We start from the raw sequence: 17,296 nt of genomic DNA, 5'->3' as shown, positions 1-17,296 counted from the left end.
CACTTCCTCTTTAATTTTTCTAAAAATTTAATCTGATGTATCTGCAAGCTCTGGCACTTCTTGGCCGCGGCGTGCATAAAAATCTGCAACAAATTCGTCTAGTTTGCCATTACTGATGGCATTACGTAAGCCTTCCATCACGCGTTGATAATAACGTAAGTTGTGAATCGTGTTTAGACGTGCGCCTAAGATTTCATTACATTTATCAAGATGATGCAAGTATGCACGTGAATAGTTTTTACACGTATGACAATCACACTCAGGATCCAGTGGACCGGTGTCTGTTTTATGTACTGCATTACGGATTTTAACAATGCCGCCAGTTACAAATAAATGACCGTTACGGGCATTACGCGTAGGCATTACACAATCAAACATATCGATACCACGGCGAACCGCTTCTACTAAGTCTTCTGGTTTACCAACGCCCATTAAGTAACGAGGCTTGTCTTCAGGCATTTTGTAAGCACAGTGGTCAAGAATATTGATCATCTCGTTTTTCGGCTCACCAACCGATAAGCCACCTAATGCATAACCATCAAAGCCGATTTCTTCTAGGCCTTTTTGCGATTGTGCACGAAGCTCAGGGTACATACCACCTTGGATAATACCAAACAGCGCAGCTGGGTTATCACCATGACCTTCTTTTGAGCGTTTAGCCCAACGAAGTGACAACTCCATAGAATCTTTAGCTTCTTTTTCTGTCGCAGGGTATGGCGTACATTCGTCAAAAATCATCACGATGTCAGAACCTAAATCACGCTGAACTTGCATCGCTTTTTCTGGCGAAAGCATGATTTTTTCACCGTTAACTGGTGAACTGAACATCACGCCTTCTTCAGTGATTTTACGCATTGCGCCTAAGCTGAATACTTGGAAACCGCCTGAATCAGTTAGAATTGGACGATCCCAATTCATAAAGTCGTGTAAGTCACCATGCTGCTTAATGATTTCTGTGCCAGGACGCAGCATTAAGTGGAAAGTGTTACCTAGGCAGATTTGTGCACCAGTATCTTTCACTTCGTCAGGCGTCATACCTTTAACAGTACCGTAAGTACCTACCGGCATAAATGCTGGTGTTTCTACAACACCACGTTCAAAAATCAAGCGGCCGCGGCGCGCTTTACCGTCAGTGCGGTCTAATTCAAATTTCATATTATCCTCAGTGTCGGAAAAACAGTCCAACAAGCTATAATTTAACCGCTCGATTCTACCCTGTTTGCGGGTTTATTACTATAAATTGGGCTAAATTCGAAAATAAAAAGCCCAGTTAAAAAACTGGGCTTTTTATTGGGTATAAACTATTTTTCGTTATTTGCGCGTTAAGAACATCGCATCACCATAACTAAAGAAGCGATACTGCTGCTCAATAGCCGTGTGATAAGCTCCCATTATGTTCTCTTGGCCTGCAAAGGCACTGACTAACATGATTAACGTTGATTCAGGTAAGTGGAAATTTGTCACCATGGCATCAACCACATTGAACTGATAACCCGGGTAAATAAAGATATCGGTATCACCAAAGTAAGTATCTAGTTTGCCGCCGTGCACTTTAGCAGCTGACTCCAGTGAGCGAACTGAGGTAGTACCTACAGCAATGACACGCCCACCTTTTGCTTTAGTTTCGGCTACCGCTTTAACCACTTCATCTGGTACTTCGATGTACTCTGAGTGCATAACATGCTCATCAACTGAGTCAACGCGCACAGGCTGGAATGTACCTGCGCCCACGTGCAAGGTCACAAAGGCCATATTAATACCCTTGTCTTTTAAGGCTGCCATTAATTTATCATCAAAATGCAGGCCAGCTGTTGGCGCGGCTACGGCACCTGGCTTTTCACCATAAACTGTTTGATAGCGCTCACGATCTGACTCGTTATCAGGACGGTCAATATAAGGTGGTAATGGCATGTGACCGATGTCGTTTAGGATATCGAGTACATTTTCGTCTTTGGCAAATTCAAGCTCAAAAAGCTCGCCATGACGCGCAACCATGATTGCTTCGGCTTTACCTTCAAGAATGATTTTTGAGCCTGCTTTTGGCGATTTACTAGCTCGCACATGCGCAAGCACACGGTGCTCGTCGAGTACACGTTCTACTAAAACCTCAAGCTTACCGCCTGACTCTTTTTGCCCGAACATGCGAGCTGGGATCACTTTGGTGTTATTGAAAATTAATAGGTCATTTTCATTAACGAGCGATAAAATATCACTAAATACTTTATGCTCAACTTGGCCTGATGGGCCATCAAGCGTCAGTAAACGACTGCTAGTTCGATCTGCTTTAGGAAAACGAGCAATTAATTCATCAGGAAGGTCAAAGCTAAAATCAGCTACGCGCATAGAGCATATCTCTCATTAATAAAAACGCGCCAAGTTTACTCTGATACGCCCACCACCTCAAGCAAAGCCCTGCGTCAACTTGGTACTAGCTTAAAGGATTACAAACTTAAGTACTTATTAACCGCTTTTGGGTAAAGTTTGCTTGTAGATTAAGCAAAATGTCATTATTCTAGCTTATTCACTAAACATGGGTTAAGTAAGAGGTAGTAGCGCCATGGCAAAGCAGTTAAAGCTGCTAATTTTGAACGCGAGCGTTGCTGAGCGTGAAACAATTAAGGCCACATTAAACAAGCTTAATGTCTTCACGTTTATCGAAGCCAGTGACTCTCAAGATGCGCTTAAAATTCTTAAAAGCCACCCGGTGGATATTATCATTACAGGCCTTGAGGTGGGTAAGATTGATGGTTGGCGCTTTTCGCGCATGATCCGTTCAGGGTTATTAAAAACACCAAAACACACACCAATTTTACTTACTCCACCAATCTATTGTGAACGTATAGCCGAAACCACAGCTCGCAGCTATGGCATTGATGCCGTATTGCCATTTGAGCGCCAAGATATGCTGCCGCAAGTGCTAGCCAACGTGTTATCAACTCACCTTGAAAAAAGTAGTCGCCTTAATTTATTACTACTTGAAACCGATAACCGTAAAGCAAAAGATATAAGCGAACAGCTAAAACTTAGCTTCGCGATAACCCATACCACGTCAACAAAAGCGACTCTTGCGACGTATCTGCAGCAAAAATTTGCCATTGTATTGATTGACGCCACCGAATCTCATTCTGATACCGCTGCTGGGCTAATTAGCGAAATACTGCAGCACAACCCAAAGCAAGCGATTGTAACCATCATTGATAACAATGATGCAGATTATGCAGAGCAGTTGTTGCTATCTGGCGTAACTGATTTTATTCGCGCCCCGTACGATCACTCGTTATTGAGTAAAGTGTGTGACCACGCAGCCCGTCGTGAAGATTTCATGGTGAGCTATGCAGAGTTTGCGCAAAAAGTAGAACAACTAAGCCAAAGTCAAAGCCGCTATAAAGAGCTGTTTTCTGCCCACCAACGTATTTTATTACACCTAAATACTGTGGTACTTGAGTTTAACCAAGAGGGTAATATTCGCTTTATTAACCCTGCTTGGGAGCATTTAACGGGCTATGGCATTAAGTCTAGTTTAGCAAAGTCATTAACTGACTTTTGTTTACCTGAGTGTAAAACAAAGCTACAAGATACTATTCAGCGTATTTTGCATGGTGGTGAGCAACAGCAACAGGTAGAGATCCAACTAAAACATAAAAATGGCAATGCCATTTGGGTTGAGTGTCGCTTACAGCTGATTAAAAACAGCCAAAACTCAGCAACTATTACCGCCACCATAGATAACATTCATGAGCGTAAGCAGGCAGAGCTACAACTTCGTCATTTAGCCTTGCACGATACGCTCACAGAGCTGCATAACCGTTATTACTTTGACCAACAATTACAACGTATTTGTAAAGCACAATACACCAGTAACGATACAGAGCACGCGCTGATTTATATCGATTTAGATCACTTTAAAATCATCAATGACAGTAAAGGTCACCAACAAGGTGACATCGTTTTAAAAGAAGTTGCCCAGTTATTCACTGCGAATATTAGTGATGAGCACTTAGTGTGCCGCATCGGTGGTGATGAATTTGCCGTGATCTTAAAAAATACTAACTTACTCGATGCACACTTGGTGGCAGAAAGTATTTGTATGGCGATTGAAAAGCACCGCTTTCATTCAGAAGGTCAAGAGTACTCAATTAGCTGTTCAATTGGTTTAACACAAATCACCGAACAAAATAACGACCCAAGTGAGTGTTTAAAACAAGCTGATATCGCCCTTTATGTAGCAAAAAGCTTAGGCCGTAACTTAGTACACTGTTATTCAAAAGAAGATAGTCATCACAATAGTTTACAAGCCGGTCTTGAATGGGGTCATAGTATTCGCCAAGCATTACAACATGATGCTATCGAACTACACTATCAACCGATTTGGGACTTTAAACGCGGCCACGTCGCCTACTTTGAAGCACTACTACGCTTAAAGCTTGATGATGAGCTTATCTACCCTAATCAGTTTATTCCTGCTTTAGAGCTTTTAAACGATACTTTCTTGATGGACCAATGTGTTATTCGTAATGCCATTAAGAGCGTTGCCGAGTACCCAGAGCTTAACCAAGTCGCAATTAACTTATCAGCACAGTCGTTTTTAGATGAACGCTTACTGCCGCATATTGAATCGAGCTTAAAAGAATACAATGTTGAACCAACACGCATTATTTTTGAGATCACCGAGTCTGCGAGTATTAATAACCTAGTTGCAACCCGTGCCATGATCGAGCGTTTGAATGGCTTAGGCTGTCACTTCTCTATTGATGACTTTGGTACTGGCTTTAGTACCTTTAATTACCTTAAACAGTTACCGGCTCAACACGTAAAAATTGATGGTTCATTTGTTCGCGACATGTTGAACGACCCAATCGATTTAGCGCTTGTAAAAGCGATTAATGATATTAGCCGTTCGCTTGATAAGCGCTCTGTTGCTGAATATGTTGAAAACAAAGAAATATTCTTAGCGCTAAAAGAAATTGGTATCGACTATGGTCAAGGCTACTTTATTGCCCGCCCAGTACCGGTTGAAAAAATTAGCGACGAGCTGAAAAAAATATCTGAAAATAATCTTTTTAACTAACAAATATCTAGCCTTAAAAAGCCTAAATTTAATACATTTTTAAACATTTTTTCTTAGTTTTTAAACTTCCATACTGACAATCCTCATCTATACTTAAATCCACAGCAAGATAAAATGTCGTGTTTTTATAGTGATTATCTATAATAAACATGACATTACTTATTACATTAAACATACTGAGTATGACTTAACATCGTTAAGTCCATCTATTAGCGGTATAAAGGAGAAAAGTGATGACACAACTAATCGTTTTGTTGCTGATTGTGAATCTAGGGATAGCGTATCAATGTTACCGTAATGCGACCTTTAAGGGGTATCCAGTAAAAACATTTACAGGGCTAGGTTTAGTACCTTACTTTAATTTAGTCGTGTGGGTTTACTTGTTGTTTTTACCCGATTTAAAACCATTTTCAATGAATGAAAAGCAGCCACTTTAGGCTGCTTTTTTAGTTGGGAGAATTTAAAAACTATAACTTGATGCTTTTTCGAGTAATTGCGCGGCTTTTATATCGCCAACCACACACTTTTTAATGTCTGACTTTTTAAATACTTTTACTTGCTCAGTTTTACCTTCGCTAACACCACGGATGATAAAGCTCACATGTTCATCGTTAGGCAGGTTTCTTAAACCGCTACCATAATCACATAAAGTCAGTGATAAGCTCTTATCTACTTGCTGTGCTAGGGCTGCTAGCTGTTGCTTTTGCTCTTTAACACGAGCTTGTTTTTTCTCGGCTAACTCTTTGCGCATTTGTTGTTGCTTTTGTGATAGCTTTTGCTGCTGCTTTTCAAGTTCTTTAATCGATGCTTGTAATGCTTGTTTACGTTTTTCGAGCTCTTGCTCTTTGGCATCTTTATCGTGGCGACGGTCAAATTCAAGGTCGCGCTTTTCACGTTCAAGGTCACGGATTTCACGGCTCACATCGCGCTCTTGCTCAGCCACTTCACGTACTCGTTCTGCGCTTTCGCGCATCACTTCCATGGCTTGCTGATAGGCTTCTTGCGTTTTCACGACTACTGCATCGCTGATCACTTGCACATGTTCGCCTAACACTTCGATTTCAGTTAGTTCTTCAAAGTCGATATCAGGCATAGGTGGCAGCGGCGCATCGGGTACAGAAGCAAACACTGTAGACCAGCGCGAACTGCCTCGTACATCAAAGCTAAACACCACACCTTGATGCTGCAAATAACTCGAAGACACATTTCTTACCTTGTTATCGGTATCTTGTTTTAACGCCGCTGAGAGGATTTTTTCCATGATCCCGACTTCACGCTGAATTTTATCTAATTCATCACTTGCTTGTGCTTGTAAGCTTACTGCTGTGCAAAGCAATAAGGCAGCCGTAGTTGATTTGTATTTTGACATCTTAATACTCCAAATTGTTGGCAACGGTTGGCAATGGTCCGCCGTCCACTTGCTCTGCTAAATCATTTAACTGCATACGTAAGTACGCTTGGTCTTGGGCGCGCTGCGTTTTGATATATGCAAGTACGCTGGCAATATCTTCTTGGCGCTCTACTCGCCCGGTTTTAATCGCTTCTTTGGCCAGTTGGTACATCTGTTGTTGCTGCACTTCGTTTTGCGCAGTAATGATGTTTTGCAACTGATCAATTTGCTTTTGTTGTGACTCTAGTAAATTGGTTTGCTTGGCCACTTGCTCAAGTAACTGCTGATTTCCTTGCTGTGGATTACTAACAAAAACCCATGTGCAAAATACTATTGAAGCAGCCACTGCCCACATTCCAGCACCAAAAAACAGACTCGTTTTTTGCACTTTCGGCATCGTAGACTCTCGATCCCAATTTGGTACGGGTACCGTTTCATAATGTTGACTTTGTTGTTGCCACTGCATTGCATTGTTCATCATTGATGCATACTCAGCATTGGCTTGTAGCAACGCAATTTGCTCTTCAGTGAGGCTTTCGCCTTCTAACCATGCGGTAAATAATGAATCTAAATTAGCCATCTACGGCCTCCAAATGCACTTTTAACTTACCAAGCGCACTGTATAGTCTTGATTTAGCTGTATTGGTCGAAATACCTAATTGCTCAGCGATTTCTTCAAACGTACAGTGCTGAAAAAACTTTAACTCCACCACCAAGCGTTGCTCCCAGGGTAAATTGTTCATCATTGCTTTGAGTTCATGATACTGCTCAGATTGCAGTTGATTGGTTTCTAACTCACTATGCTCGCAGCTTTCTTCTGGTATATCATCTAAACCTTCATGCAGCTTACGGCGGCGGTAATATTCAACACTACGCCGGTGCACAATTTGATAGAGCCAAGTATTAAAACTTGACTCACCACGAAAACTCGGCAAGCTTTTATAAACAGAAATAAACACTTCTTGCATTAAATCCATTGCATCATCAGGGTGACTTAACATCCTTAGGCAATAGTTATATACCTGTGTTTCGTGCTGCTTGACTAATTTCAACCACGCCCGTTTATTGCCCTGTTGCGCTTTAGCAATTAGTGTCTCAAGTGATTGAAAAAACACGCTAGCCTCGTCATCTGATCTGCCTTTAATGGTTTTGTTATTATGTTAGTCGAGGGAAGGAAAAAAATAGTTTGCTTAAATAATAAAAAACCCCAAATATTTTTTATTTGGGGTTCTTTATTTGCGGTTTTTTATTATTCGTCGCATTGACCGTCTAAGCTACACTGCTTATTAAGAAACAGCTCTAGCTGCTGACTGAACAGCCTAAAGTCTCTGATCCGGCCTGTGGTTTTACGCCACACAATACCAATATCTCGGTATGCATCGCCTTGTGATGGCGTAGCAACCATATCTTTTTTATCTAAAATACCGGCATTGATAGCCATTTGCGGTAAGAAAGTAACACCAAGCTGGTGTTCAACCATACTTAATAAGGTATGTAAGCTTGCCGCTTCAAATGGGTTAATACAGCTTGAGCGATTCAAATGACAGGCACTTAACGCATGGCCTGTCATACAGTGCTCACGCTCTAGTAAGAACACACTCGCATCTGGTAATAGGTTAAAGTCTTCCACGCCATCTGCTGGTGTGTAATCCTTATGGTGCACTAGGCTGAACTGATCTTTTGCAAGTACTTGGGTATGAAACTTTTCAGTGTCATACGGTAAAGCAAGTAATGCCATATCAATTTGGCCATGCTCAAGTTTATCGAGTAGTTTGTCGCTGGTGTCTTCAACCAAAACTAACTCTAACTCGGTAAAGGTCTGTTTGCAGAAATGATATAAAGGCGCAGCAATAAAGCTGGCAATCGTCGGGATCACACCAAGCGTGAGTGTGCCACTTAAAGGCGTTAAAAAGCTTTTTGTCAGCTCTTTAAGGCTAAGGGTGTCGTCAATAATCTTACGTGCTTTTTCGACAACCTCTTCACCAATTGCGGTAAACATTAAGCTGCGGTTTTCACGCTCTATAAGCTGGCAACCTAAAGTTTCTTCTAAGTTTTGAATTGCACTACTTAAGGTTGATTGACCGATAAAACAGGCGCTTGCTGCGCGGCCAAAGTGTTGATGTTGGTGGACTGCTAATAAATACTGTAGTTGTTTAATACTTGGTAAGTTATTCATTCTCTACCTGCAAATAAAAAGACCCCAATACCTAAGGCATTGAGATCTTTTCAAGCTAAAAGTCTTTTAGTACTTTTTATACCCCGAAGGCAGTTCTCAGTACATAGAAAATAACAATAGCAAGGGCTGCGCCAACTGGCAATGTAATTACCCAAGAAACTACAATGTTTCTTACAACACCCATGTTAAGTGCCGCAATACCGCGTGCCATACCAACACCTAATACCGCACCAACAAGTGTTTGCGTAGTAGAAATAGGTAAACCAGTACCTGATGCGATAACAACTGTAGAAGCAGCAGCAAGCTCAGCAGCAAAACCACGGCTAGGCGTTAAGTGGGTGATACCTTCACCAATTGTTTTAATTACTTTCTTACCTAAAATAGCAAGACCAGCAACGATACCTAAACCACCTAGTGGTAAGATCCACCATGCGATAGCCGCTTTCTTAGCGATTTCACCGTTGTGCTCAACAATGTTTACAACAGCAGCTAGTGGACCAATTGCGTTAGCAACGTCGTTTGAACCGTGCGCGAAAGCCATACAACATGCCGTTAGTACCATAAGTACTGCGAACACTTTCTCAACGTTGTTGAACTGCATTGCTTTGTCAGCTTTAGGGTCAATTTTAAGGCGAGCAATCGCAATCTTACCGATGATAGCAACTACAACAGCAATCGCGATAGAAAGCGCATAGCCTTCAACAGCACCTAAGTTGATACCAATGTGCTTTAAGCCTTTCTTGATTGTTACAAGAGACATGATGAAGCCCGCTAGGCCCATATAGATAGGCACGTAACGCTTAGCATTTTTAAGAGGTGCATCAGTGTCAAAAATTAGCTTTTGCGCACTCATGAAAATCAAGTAAGCAATAAAACCAGAGATAGCAGGGGTAACAATCCAGCTACCTACGATACCCATTACCTTGTTCCATTGGATTGCTTCGCTACCTACTGCAACTAATGCGAAACCAATGATGGCACCGATGATTGAGTGAGTCGTAGATACTGGCCAGCCTAAGAAAGAGGCAATTAATAACCAGCTACCTGCAGCGAATAACGCGGCAATCATACCGAGTATCATTAACTCAGGTATGTCCATAAACGGCGTGGCATCGATAATCCCTTTACGGATTGTAGATGTAACCTCACCACCGGCAAGGTATGCGCCAGCGAATTCAAACACCATAGCGATGATGATTGCTTGTTTAATTGTAAGTGCTTTTGAGCCTACTGATGTACCCATCGCATTGGCAACGTCATTTGCACCAATACCATAAGCCATGAAGAAACCGACTGCGGCGGCAGTTAAAACCAATAACGTGCCGTAATTTGCAATGATATCCATTGTGTGAACCTTTAATTTTTTTCGTGTTTGAACTGATTTTTAATTAACGAGCTAACATCAGCTCAAGACGAGAACCTACGCGCTCTGCAATATCTGCAAGCTCGCCTACCCACTCAATGATCTTGTATAAGAACATCACGTCAACAGGGTTAAGTTCATTTTCGATGGCGCGCAATTGACGGCGAATTTTGATCTGCATGTCATCCGTGTCTTGTTCAATAGCGTCCAATTCAACGAGCATTTTTTCAACTAAAGTCACTTCGCGACCTTTGAAGCCCGTTTCAAGCAGCTCATCTAGCTCATTGATTGCTTTTGACGCTTGTTTAGTCGCATCAACACAACGAGTTACATAAGCAAGGAAATCTGTTTGGATTTCGGTAGGTATGATCATCTCACGACCAACTACACGACCTGCGATATCTTTTGCTTTGTTAGCAATTTTGTCTTGTTGAGTAACAAGCTCTAGCAAATCGGTACGCTCAACTGGCATAAATAAGCCACGAGGTAGTTGAAGGCGGATGTTACGTTTCATTTCATCAGCTTCACGCTCTAAATTACGAATGTTTAGACGGATTTCTTCCGCTTCTTGCCATTCTTCTTTAAACACGTGATTAAAGAAAGGGATCAATGCTTTACTTGCTTGATGTACTTTCTTAATGTGATCTTCCATAGGCTTAATAGGTGATTTAGCAAAAACCCCTAAAAATGCATTTGTAGGCATAACTGACCCTTTATAAATTAGTATGCTTTGGCAGCTGCGAATTTTACAGCATTGTGTTCGATTGTGAACGCTTTTTCTGCCTTACATCACCAATAATAGACAAAGCGGCCAAAGGCCGCTCGGTTTAATAATGAAAAGTTGCGGTTAAATTTACAGCGACTTTTCGATATCTTCTTGAGATGTATGACGAATATCTTTGCCGTTAACAAAATAGATGATGTATTCAGCAATATTCTGGCAACGGTCGCCAATACGCTCTAATGAACGAACTGACCACACTAAATCCATAATTTTCGGGATTGAGCGTGGATCTTCCATCATATATGTCATAATTTGACGGGTAATTGCTTCGTATTCGCGGTCAACTTTGGCGTCTTCTTTATGTACTTCAAACGCACATTGCACATCCATACGTGCAAATGCATCAAGTACATCATGAAGCATTTTTGATACTTGGCGACCCATATTTTCTATGTTCACCAGTAGGTCTTGCTGATCTTTAGTGAATGAGTCCAGCGCAACTTTAGCAATACGCTCAGCTTCATCACCAATACGCTCTAAATCGGCAATTGTTTTTGCAATAGCAATTACAAGACGTAAGTCACTCGCTGCCGGCTGGCGACGAGCGATAATGCGTGTACATTCTTCGTCGATGTTCACTTCCATTGCATTTACTTTATAGTCGTTTTCACGAACTTTTTGTGCAAGATCGGCATCACCATTACTAACAGCATCCAGTGCACTGTTTAGTTGTTGCTCAACTAAACCACCCATGTTTAATACATGGTTACGCACATTTTCAAGCTCTTCATTAAAGCGGCCCGAAATGTGTTTATTGATATTATGTTCCATTGTCTACCTCTATAAATTTCGTTTACGGTACCAAGTGACTTTATTAACTAACCGTAGCGGCCTGTAATGTAGTCTTCTGTTTTCTTCTTGCTTGGTGTTGTAAATAACGTATTGGTATCTGAATACTCAATCAACTCACCCATGTACATAAACGCAGTTTGGTCTGATACACGAGCAGCCTGTTGCATGTTGTGAGTAACGATTACCACGGTAAACTTATTCTTTAAGTCGTTAATTAGCTCTTCGATAACTAAAGTAGAAATTGGATCTAGTGCCGATGTAGGCTCATCCAGAAGTAGTACTTCAGGCTCGATAGCAATTGAGCGAGCAATAACAAGACGCTGTTGCTGACCACCCGATAGGCCAAATGCACTATCGTGTAAACGGTCTTTAACTTCATCCCATAACGCCGCGCCACGTAAAGATTGTTCAACCACTTCGTCTAGTTTACGCTTTTCTTTAATACCTTGTAAGCGTAGGCCATAAACGACATTTTCGTAGATTGATTTTGGAAATGGATTAGGACGTTGGAATACCATCCCGACATTTCTTCGTAGTGCAGCAACATCTACATTCTTATCATAGATATTGTGACCATGTAGTAAGATCTCACCATCGATACGACAGCTATCAACAAGGTCGTTCATACGGTTGATACAACGTAAAAGTGTTGATTTACCACAACCCGATGGACCGATAAATGCTGTTACCTGACCTTTTGGGATGTTCATATTTACGCCGCTAAGCGCTTGTTTATCACCGTAGTATAGATCTAAGTTTTTAATCTCTAACGCTGTTTGTTCTGCAGTTAGGTTATCTAAATCTAGCTTTGCCGCGCTTTTCGCTTGGTTTACTTGTGGTGCAACTGTAATCATCTCTGTCTACCTATAAAAATTCTGTATTAATGCTCAAGAGCTCTAAACTTTTCGCGTAAGTGGTTACGAATACCAATCGCGGTGATATTCAGGGCGATAATTACTGATACCAGTAAGAATGCCGTGGCATATACCAGCGGACGTGCCGCTTCTACGTTAGGGCTTTGGAAACCAACATCGTAAATGTGGAAACCTAAGTGCATAAATTTTCTATCTAAATGTATGTATGGGAAGTTACCGTCAAGTGGCAGTGTTGGCGCCATCTTAACAACACCAACAAGCATTAGTGGTGCTACTTCACCGGCTGCACGTGCAACCGCTAAGATTAAACCTGTCATAATCGCTGGGCTTGCCATCGGAATGATGATACGCCATAGCGTTTCTGCTTTTGTTGCGCCAAGTGCTAATGAACCATGACGAACCGTACTTGGAATACGTGATAAACCTTCTTCAGTCGAAACAATAACAACAGGAAGCGTTAAAATTGCTAGCGTTAAAGCAGACCAAATCACACCTGGCGTACCAAATACTGGGCTTGGCGACGACTCAGGGTAGAACAATTGGTCAATACTGCCACCTAGCATGTATACAAAGAAACCTAGACCAAATACACCGTATACAATCGAAGGTACACCCGCAAGGTTGATTACCGCGATACGAATCATCTTAGTCACGGCATTTTTTGCTGCGTATTCGTGTAAGTAAATCGCTGCAACAACACCAAACGGCGTCACAATCACTGCCATTAGTAATACCATGAACACGGTACCGAAAATTGCCGGGAATACACCACCTTCAGTGTTAGCTTCACGTGGGTCATCTGCTACAAACTTACCAAGCTGTACAAAGTAGTGACCAAGCTTAGCAAAGAAGCCCATGTCATTAGGGAACCACACATCAAGAACTTGATACAGAGGTAAAGTAACCACTTCACCACGCATGTCTCTCACAGTTACTTGGTCACGCTTTGCTTGTTTACGAAGCGCAAATAACTGCTTTTCTAACACTGTGTACTCTGCACGTAGCTCAGCACGCGCTTGTGCAAGCTCAGCAACACGCTCATCGGTTAGTTCGTTATCAAGCTGGTATGCTTTTTCTCTTAAGCGTAAACGCTCAAGTTCATAGTTAATATGACCAATATCACCATTTTGTAAGTCTAACGCTTGGTCATTCAGGTCAACAGCACGGTCGACAAGATCATAAAGCACATCGATTTTGTTATCTGTGATAACTTCACCGTCTTTAATAACCTGCTCTACATAACCGTAGAAGTTACCGTTTTTACTACGCTCGAATACAGCAAGCTCAGCTGGCGCAGTACGCGATGTGATGTCTGTCTCTAGTACCCAACGGAAATCTAGAGCTACGTACTCACGGTTACCTGTTTTAATCAATAAACGCTCTAGTTGCTCTTTATCGTAATTAGATAAATCAACACCCGTCGCCTCAATACGTGATTTTGCAACTAGTTCACGGTCATAAATTTCACCGATAACTGTTTGTTTTTCAACTGAGCCTTGCAGCTCAAATTGCACTACTTCTGATGGCCAGAAAAAGCTTAAACCTTTCCAAGCAATCATGGCTAGTAAGCCAAGAACCGAGATTAAACTGATGCTTACCGCACCGCCGGTCATCCAAATCCAAGGAGAACCAGACTTAAACCACTGCTTTACCATGTCGTGTCTCTCCACCTACATTGAACTGTATTTATCACGCAGTTGCTGTCGTACAAACTCAGCCACTGTGTTGAAAATGAATGTGAATATGAATAATACAAATGCTGCTAAGAATAGAATGCGATAATGCGAGCTACCTACCTCAGACTCAGGCATTTCTACCGCGATATTCGCTGCAAGTGTTCTCATACCCTGGAAGATACTCCAGTCCATAATAGGTGTATTACCTGTTGCCATTAGTACAATCATTGTTTCACCTACAGCACGGCCTAGACCCATCATTACTGCTGAGAAGATACCCGGGCTTGCTGTTAGTAATACTACGCGAACCAATGTTTGCCATTGTGTTGCACCTAGTGCTAATGAACCGTTTGATAAGTGCTTAGGAACACTGAATACCGCATCTTCAGCAATTGAGAAGATAGTTGGAATAACAGCAAAGCCCATCGCAATACCAACAACTAGTGAGTTACGTTGGTCAAACGTCATACCCAGTTCATTGGTTAAGTACTGACGCACATTGCCGTCAAACATCCAAAGCTCAATTGAGTTACTCATCGCAAACGATAACCAGCCGATGAAAATAACCACTGGAATAAGTAAAATTGAGTGCGAACCTTCAGGAATACGGTGACGAATTGACGCCGGTAGCTTATTCCAACCAAATGCGGTTAATAAGATACCAATTGGCAGCAATACTAATAATCCGACAATCGCTGGTAAATGTTCTTCAATTAATGGTGCTAACCAAAGACCCGCTAAGAAACCTAGGATTACCGTTGGTAATGCTTCCATGATTTCTACAGTCGGCTTAACCACTTTACGTAATTCACTCGACATAAAGTACGCCGTGTAAATTGCCGCTGAAAGCGCAATGGGTACCGCAAATAACATTGCGTACATTGCAGCTTTAATCGTACCGAATGAAATTGGCACTAATGAGAACTTAGATTCAAAGTCATCACTTGCAGACGTTGACTGCCAGATATAACCCGGCTCTGGGTAACCTTCGTACCATACTTCTTGCCACAAGGCAGACCAAGTTACTTCTGGGTGCTCGTTATGAATTTCAATTACTTTTAGCGCGTCATCAGCAAGAATAAGTGCCGCATTTGAACGTGGCGCTATTGCAAAGTTTTGAATTGGACCTTCGCTTACTTTACCTTGCCACAGTTTGGCATCGCTAGTTGTGTAATAAATACCTAGCTCACCGTTAGCGCCTGCTGTGAAGAAGGTACGACGGTAGAACTCTGTAAAAATGTTTAGTTTCGATTGCTTGCTGGTTTCAAATGCACGAATCTTTTGGAACTGGCGACCATTCTCAGTGTTTACTTCAAACCACTGTGAAACTTCGCCATTATCGTTAGCAAGCATCAGTGAGTTGGCACCAGCCAATAGCTGAGTTGAAACTAGGTTCGCGTTTTCTTCGTTAGCTGCAAGCAGTTGGATTTGCTCAACTTCAGAAGGGTAACGGGTATCATATACGTAAATTTGATTTGCTGAACGCACGAATGTACGTGTTGTATCTGGTGAGATTAATAGCTCATCAACACGACCTTCGATATCAAGCTCAGTACGCTCAACAACCCACTCTACTTCGCCGGTGAACATGTTTTCTTCACCCACAAAGCTGCTGAATATAACGCGCTTGTCAGCCGTTAAAGCAACAACAGCTGTTTTATCTTCGTAGTGGCTAAATGCAAATTTAGTGATTACCGCACCTTGCTCATCAACTTCAAGCGCCATATCACCCAGCGGATAATCTAAACGTGGTGTTAACTTGCGTTGATTGTTCGGGAATGTCACTAGGAATTTTGGCGCAACCACAACCACAGAGCCATTTTCTAGGCCGTATGCGTATTGCCCCTGAAACGGTGCAGAGCTTGCGAAGCTGCTTACATCGCTTGGTAATTCTGTATTAAGAGTGGTGATCTTTTTACCAAATTGCTCTTTTTCAACATTGTAAAAATCCACATTACCTTTTTCACCAAGTAAAAAGGCAATTTCTGTTTGTTCTTCAATGCCAAGACCCACAACTTCTGACGCATTTTGTAGTTTTACACTGTTACGTGTATCTACTTTTGCTGACTCAAAAATAGGTTGAACAACATAAAGAAGGTAAAAGAATATAAGTAGCAGTGCTACTAGCACCATTACGCCACCTGCGGAAATACCCCACTTGGCAAACCTGTCTTTAAATAGACGGCTTCTATCCGTATGAAAGGTAGGTTTATTCGGATTGGAAGTCATCAAAACACCCTTAAATCTTAACGTTGCGCGCATTATATTTCACCAAGATGACAGTAATGTTACAAACGTCATAATTCAGTGTAATAAAGCGAGTATTTCAGGGACGTATTTTAAAGTTAAAAAATGACCAAATTGCGACATTGCTCTGCGTATTTATAACGACCAAATTGACAAGCTAACAAACTGTTATAACTAATTTTTTATAACTATATGGAAAAAATTGGACAAACAATAAAACTGCATCAATACTCAAGATGACTTATTTTTTTCGACAATAAGAATCATTTTTAACCAACGCCTCCTTCCTTTTATTGCATTTTTCAGAGGCATTTTTATAGAGATATAAGTATGAAGCAGTTAGTAATTACTATTTTGGGGCCAGATAAACCTGGCCTAGTTGAAGACCTTTCAGCCACAATTTTAAACCATCATGGTAACTGGTTAAGCAGTAATTTGAGCCACCTTGCAGGTCACTTTGCAGGGATCATTGAGGCAGCAGTGCCTGAAGAGCACCTGCAAGAGCTGCAAGACGCATTGCATAGTTTGCCGTATTTAGAAATCAGAATTGAACGCGGCGCCGAAACACTTTCAGAAGAAAAATCTGAACAAATCAATTTTGTCATTACTGGCAACGACAGACCTGGCATTGTGCAAGAGCTTGCCAGCGTTATTCGTCACAAAGGGGCGAATATCACTCACCTAAATTCGAAACAACAAAGTGCACCTAACTGGGGTGTGCCAATTTTTAGTGCTGTTGCCACCGTCGCTTTGCCAATAGGCATGAACAAGGACGAAGTAATCACGGCACTCGAGTCTATTACCACAGACTTAATTGTTGATATTGAGGACGCATAACAAGCAAGTTTATAGGGATATTTAAACTTAAACTAAGCTTTAAAATTAACGACATACATGTCACATAACTGACATGTATGTCATAAAA

15 protein-coding genes are annotated in these 17,296 nt (G+C 41.6%); 3 read left to right on the top strand and 12 right to left on the bottom strand.

What is annotated here, in order from left to right:
• Positions 1–27 precede the first annotated feature (27 nt).
• Positions 28–1,155: a tRNA guanosine(34) transglycosylase Tgt gene (gene tgt, locus NFU46_RS16010; RefSeq protein ID WP_058583935.1), complete on the bottom strand. Its 1,128-nt coding sequence runs from the start codon at positions 1,153–1,155 to the stop codon at positions 28–30.
• 156 nt (positions 1,156–1,311) lie between these two features.
• A complete protein-coding gene (gene queA / locus NFU46_RS16005) occupies positions 1,312–2,343 on the bottom strand; it encodes a tRNA preQ1(34) S-adenosylmethionine ribosyltransferase-isomerase QueA (protein ID WP_251603170.1) in 1,032 nt (343 codons plus the stop codon).
• 214 nt (positions 2,344–2,557) lie between these two features.
• On the opposite strand from queA, the gene NFU46_RS16000 reads away from it, so the two are divergent.
• Complete coding sequence (locus NFU46_RS16000) at positions 2,558–5,068, top strand: EAL domain-containing protein (protein ID WP_251603167.1); 2,511 nt, start codon at positions 2,558–2,560, stop codon at positions 5,066–5,068.
• 233 nt (positions 5,069–5,301) lie between these two features.
• Positions 5,302–5,505 (top strand): hypothetical protein, encoded by a 204-nt coding sequence (locus NFU46_RS15995; RefSeq protein ID WP_054563535.1) that lies wholly within the window; start codon positions 5,302–5,304, stop codon positions 5,503–5,505.
• A gap of 23 nt (positions 5,506–5,528) precedes the next feature.
• Here the strand turns inward: NFU46_RS15995 and NFU46_RS15990 are convergent, their stop codons facing one another.
• The 10 genes from NFU46_RS15990 to NFU46_RS15945 form a co-directional block, all read right to left on the bottom strand.
• Positions 5,529–6,437: a hypothetical protein gene (locus tag NFU46_RS15990; protein WP_251603165.1), complete on the bottom strand. Its 909-nt coding sequence runs from the start codon at positions 6,435–6,437 to the stop codon at positions 5,529–5,531.
• A 1-nt stretch (position 6,438) separates the two neighbouring features.
• Positions 6,439–7,038, bottom strand: a complete 600-nt coding sequence (locus NFU46_RS15985) for a hypothetical protein (protein WP_251603162.1) — start codon at positions 7,036–7,038, stop codon at positions 6,439–6,441.
• The gene (locus NFU46_RS15980; protein ID WP_251603160.1) at positions 7,031–7,573 is read right to left on the bottom strand and encodes an RNA polymerase sigma factor; all 543 of its coding nucleotides are present in this window, start codon (positions 7,571–7,573) and stop codon (positions 7,031–7,033) included. Before NFU46_RS15980 ends, NFU46_RS15985 begins: the two co-directional genes overlap by 8 nt.
• Before the next feature lie 134 nt (positions 7,574–7,707).
• A complete protein-coding gene (locus tag NFU46_RS15975; protein ID WP_054563531.1) occupies positions 7,708–8,634 on the bottom strand; it encodes a hydrogen peroxide-inducible genes activator in 927 nt (308 codons plus the stop codon).
• 76 nt (positions 8,635–8,710) lie between these two features.
• Positions 8,711–9,979 carry an inorganic phosphate transporter gene (locus NFU46_RS15970; RefSeq protein WP_175079140.1) on the bottom strand — a complete coding sequence of 423 codons (1,269 nt, stop codon included), beginning with the start codon at positions 9,977–9,979 and terminating at the stop codon, positions 8,711–8,713.
• Between the two features lie 43 nt (positions 9,980–10,022).
• Positions 10,023–10,700 (bottom strand): TIGR00153 family protein, encoded by a 678-nt coding sequence (locus NFU46_RS15965; RefSeq protein WP_054552477.1) that lies wholly within the window; start codon positions 10,698–10,700, stop codon positions 10,023–10,025.
• Positions 10,701–10,850: 150 nt separating this feature from the next.
• Positions 10,851–11,552 carry a phosphate signaling complex protein PhoU gene (gene phoU, locus NFU46_RS15960; RefSeq protein ID WP_054563528.1) on the bottom strand — a complete coding sequence of 234 codons (702 nt, stop codon included), beginning with the start codon at positions 11,550–11,552 and terminating at the stop codon, positions 10,851–10,853.
• A 47-nt stretch (positions 11,553–11,599) separates the two neighbouring features.
• A complete protein-coding gene (gene pstB, locus NFU46_RS15955) occupies positions 11,600–12,427 on the bottom strand; it encodes a phosphate ABC transporter ATP-binding protein PstB (protein WP_054552475.1) in 828 nt (275 codons plus the stop codon).
• A gap of 26 nt (positions 12,428–12,453) precedes the next feature.
• On the bottom strand, positions 12,454–14,103 hold the full coding sequence (gene pstA / locus NFU46_RS15950) for a phosphate ABC transporter permease PstA (RefSeq protein ID WP_251603157.1): 1,650 nt from the start codon (positions 14,101–14,103) through the stop codon (positions 12,454–12,456).
• Positions 14,104–14,118: 15 nt separating this feature from the next.
• On the bottom strand, positions 14,119–16,353 hold the full coding sequence (locus tag NFU46_RS15945) for an ABC transporter permease subunit (protein ID WP_251603154.1): 2,235 nt from the start codon (positions 16,351–16,353) through the stop codon (positions 14,119–14,121).
• Positions 16,354–16,701: 348 nt separating this feature from the next.
• Between NFU46_RS15945 and NFU46_RS15940 the strand changes: the two genes are divergently transcribed.
• The gene (locus NFU46_RS15940; protein WP_054563525.1) at positions 16,702–17,208 is read left to right on the top strand and encodes a glycine cleavage system protein R; all 507 of its coding nucleotides are present in this window, start codon (positions 16,702–16,704) and stop codon (positions 17,206–17,208) included.
• Positions 17,209–17,296 lie beyond the last annotated feature (88 nt).

The sequence above is a fragment of the Pseudoalteromonas sp. NCCP-2140 genome, from assembly GCF_023708065.1.
GTDB lineage: Bacteria > Pseudomonadota > Gammaproteobacteria > Enterobacterales > Alteromonadaceae > Pseudoalteromonas.
Note: the sequence above shows the minus strand (reverse complement) of the source record. Positions and strands in the feature narration are given on the sequence as shown.